3 protein-coding genes are annotated in these 3,771 nt (G+C 51.8%); 2 read left to right on the top strand and 1 reads right to left on the bottom strand.

The window, feature by feature from the left end:
- Both ABJQ89_RS06715 and ABJQ89_RS06710 read left to right on the top strand, forming a co-directional pair.
- A partial coding sequence (locus tag ABJQ89_RS06715) for a hypothetical protein (RefSeq protein WP_348495496.1) occupies nt 1-2,591 on the top strand: 2,591 nt, incomplete at its 5' end.
- 87 nt (nt 2,592-2,678) lie between these two features.
- Entirely contained in the window at nt 2,679-3,101 is a 423-nt protein-coding gene (locus tag ABJQ89_RS06710) for a thioesterase family protein (protein WP_348495495.1), read from the top strand.
- A gap of 15 nt (nt 3,102-3,116) precedes the next feature.
- Here the strand turns inward: ABJQ89_RS06710 and ABJQ89_RS06705 are convergent.
- On the bottom strand, nt 3,117-3,771 hold a 655-nt coding region (locus ABJQ89_RS06705), incomplete at its 5' end, for a DUF6537 domain-containing protein (RefSeq protein ID WP_348495494.1).

The raw sequence follows: 3,771 nt of genomic DNA, 5'->3' as shown, positions 1-3,771 counted from the left end.
TACCGGAAACAGCGAAAATCGCGATTAAGGCACGGATAAAAAATAGTCAGTTAGATTTCGAAACCGATAGGTCCAAACGAAAAATTCTGCCCAAAGACACGAATTTTGTTCATATCGCACGTGTCGTCAATCCAGTGAATTTGTTGATCGACAGCTTCATGCCGCTTGCTATTTGTTTGCATGTTGGTGCGCTATTTCGTGACGCCAGAATTATGTCGGATGGTGGCCGAAGTGAACTCAAAGCGTTTGCGATGTGGGAAGATGGCCGAACCTCAAAAGAGTGCACCGCCGATCTTTTGAAAGCAAAGAACACCCTAAAAACGATGCAAAATCCGCCTTGGAAAGAGGTGATTTTGGACATTAGCGAAGAAGAAGTGTCTGAGTATGACATGGAAATCTTGCTCGACGGGTCCAAGGCACTCAGCGAAACCATGGTGAAAAACTGCGGGTCTTATTTGAACCAGATTTGCTCTGCCTCTTCCCCGGACAGGACGCTGGAAAAAACAGGTCGCGACGCCGCGAGTTGGCATAAAATTGTTGAACGTTCTCAGGCAGGAAACGCGACGCTTGATGAGATCGCCGATCTTTTGCGATTGCGTTTTCGGATCGAAGGCAGCCCAGATTTTGATGAGTGGCGCAATGTTCGGCGCACGTTGGGCGCCAATAGGTTCAGTCTCACCATTCTACTCGCCGCGGCGCAGACCCTTGCGCTACGAGAACGTGAGATTGTCAAAGGTGCTGAAATTGCTGATCAGTTTATTTCCGGCGTTGTCGACAAAGTACGCACAGGTTCGCGCGCGAAACGCGAAAGCCTTGTGTTGTCTTCGGTACTTGAGGTCTACCGAAGCCTTCATGTGCTCGCAAAGCCGGATGATGATTATGAATTACACCAACTTCTTCTGCGCCACCTCGCGGCCATCGGTTCTCCGACGACGGTTGGTGTTTTGGTGCGGTTACCCGAAATTCGGCGGTACTTGACGGGATTGGGGGAGGCCTTGCCCTGTTCACGCACGAAATTCGTCGGCCGTGCCATGCACCGCCTTTGCATGCGCGGTATCGTTTTCCGTCTTAGCCGCCATCCACGTCTGCAAGAGCTGCAAGAGCGCAAGGCCAATCTCGGGGACCGTCCGCAGTTTCGCTACGCATTGCATCGCTCTGTGCAGCGCCATGTGATGTCTCATTTCGGTACAATGTCCACGGATGTCGCGCGTGCGAACGAATATTCACCCTCGCTTTTCGCCTCGATGCCATCTGGCTTGCCGCGCCTGAACCACACCTCATATCGCTTTTTGCGGGAATTGATGCTGAGCTTAAGCCAATACCCAGATATTCCGCTGCACGCGCAGGATGGAGAGGAGTGGAATTTCTCCAGCGCACGTCGCGCGACCCAAGTGCAAGCACTGCGCGCGGCTCTGTCGATGGTGCGCTCTTCCTTCTCGATCGCGGTGGTTTCAAGGTTTGAAGATTACAAAGATGTCAAAGACGCTGAGATACGCAAACGGGGCTACTTTGAGACCTATAAAGTGCGCTTGCGTTGGATCATCCGCAAAGCTTGGTCCTTGATGAGCCCTGAAAGGCAAAGCAGCGCGCGTGGACAAATTGGCGCGCATTATCGCCCCGATCAGGAATGGGACGAAGTAAATGCGCTGTATCGAGATGAAATTGTCTGGCTTTACAACGAGGTCGGCCTCGTTTGCCTGGTTCAAGGTAATCTGCATGACGCTCTGGGGCATTTGCGGCAAGCGGGTGAGCTTAACCAACATATCGAGGGGCGTGATGAAGATGGGGCGATGGGGCATCGCATTTCGATCAATCGCGCGATCTGCCAAATGGAACGCGGCCATATTCAGGCGGCGCGACGTCGCCTCATGGATGTTCGCAATGATGAGCGTGATCAAAACAAGGGAAAGATTTATTATCTTGCGACAGCTCATTTAGGTGTGTGTGACCATCTGTTGGGTAATCATGAACGGGCTCTCAAGAAACTGCAAACGGCGCTGTCTTATCTGTTATCTCGCAAGGATTTTCGCGCTTCTGCGGTGATTGGTCATCAACTTGCGCTCTTGTATTCGCTCACGGACGTCGACAAGGCACGCGCAGAGTTGTTAAACGCGCGCCGCTTTGCAGAAGCAGGCGGACATGAGGATGTCAGGCGGCAGATCGACATCACGGATGTCTCTCTGACGATCGATCACTCCAGTGCTTTGCTGGATACAAGGGAGCAATATATTGATGGATCAAAGACGCTACTATCGGTAGTCGATTATGCCCGTTTGATGGGCGTGCCTGCTCTTGAGTGTGAAGCATTGATTGTTCGTGGCCGTTTGCTTCTGGCACAAAATGAATCGACTGCGGCAGGGGCCGTGCTCACGCGTGCAATGACGCTTGCCAAAAGGAATGGCATGAACTTACGTCTTAATCGGGCTATGACGCTCTATGGTGATGTCTTGATCCGCAGGCGACAATTGATTGCCGCTGAACGGCTTTTGTATGGCAGCTTGGAAAAGGCGAAGAACAGTCAATTCAGAACCGAAGTGTCGCGCATTCATCGCCTGTTGGATCAATTGAGGACAATGTATTCTGCCGTATAGGCGGGCAATCTTTCCCGCGGGTTAAGCGGTAGAACTCCTGTTCCAATGGATCAAAGGCTGTTACCAGAGCTGACAGAGGAGCGCGCGATGAAACAGCCACATTTCGAAGACATTCAAACAGTGCGTTTCCAGCATTGTGATCCTGCAGGGATCGTTTTCTACCCGCGCTACTACGAAATGCTGAACCTCACTGTTGAGCACTTTTTCGATCGCTGTGTTGGCTATTCATTCAATCGCCTGCAGCGAGACTTGCAGGTCACTGTCCCGACGGTTCGGATGGAAACCGATTTCTTCGTGCCGAGTGTCCTAGAGGATGAGCTCAGTTTTCAATTATCTCTGGTTCGGATTGGTCGCTCGAGCCTGAATTTGCAAATCGAATGCCATTGCGCTGGAACCCTGCGATTGCGTGCTTTGATTACTTTGGTTTGCATTGATGTGAGTGCAAAAACCTCCACAGCCTGGCCAGAGTCGGTTCGAGCGGCAATCCAAGACCTCGTCGACAAGAACTGAAAACAGGGCATCGTCTCAACTCGGCGCGGCGAAGCTTTCAACCGTTTGCAGTGCGCCTTTCAATGCATCGCCCGTAGTATCCTTAAGCGCCGCCTCGCGCAGACGGCGAACCCAGTCAGCGGCATCTTCGCGATTACAAACCAGATCATATCCTTTGAGCACAGAATCAAATCGCGATTGACCGCGCGCATGCGTGTCGGAATACCCTTTGATTAATCGCTGACAGCTCAGAATTTCAACCGCGAGATCAGGCTGCGCTGGCAGGCAATCATGGGCGAGCGCAATCAATCGCTCAACATGCGCTATCTCAGTTGCATGGCGTTTCAGACGCCTACGCCATGGACGCAAACCCGCCACAAACCAAAGTGTGGTAAACCCAATAATCCGATCTGATCGAACCCTTCGACCTTTGGAAAAAAGGGCACTCAAACCACGCATGGCCCAAGGGCGTGCCTCAATCGCATTTGCCAGATCGGTCGGCAAGGTCGCGCAAATTTCTTCTGCGCGGGGGTGGAAATACTCCGTCACATGAAACAATTTCCCGTCAGGAATTTCTTGCTCTTCTCTTACACGATCCAAGCGGCTTTTGCGGGTTTTGAGATCAGCAACGCGGGGCAGATCATCATAACACATTGCATTCGCAATATTTTTTGCCGCCGCTTGATCCAAA

The sequence above is a fragment of the Planktotalea sp. genome, from assembly GCF_039984035.1.
Classification (GTDB): domain Bacteria; phylum Pseudomonadota; class Alphaproteobacteria; order Rhodobacterales; family Rhodobacteraceae; genus Planktotalea.
Note: the sequence above shows the minus strand (reverse complement) of the source record. Positions and strands in the feature narration are given on the sequence as shown.

What these genes read in the sequence shown, in the direction of transcription:
- ABJQ89_RS06710 (WP_348495495.1), top strand. Translation starts at nt 2,679, where the DNA reads ATGAAACAGCCACATTTCGAAGACATTCAAACAGTGCGTTTCCAGCAT.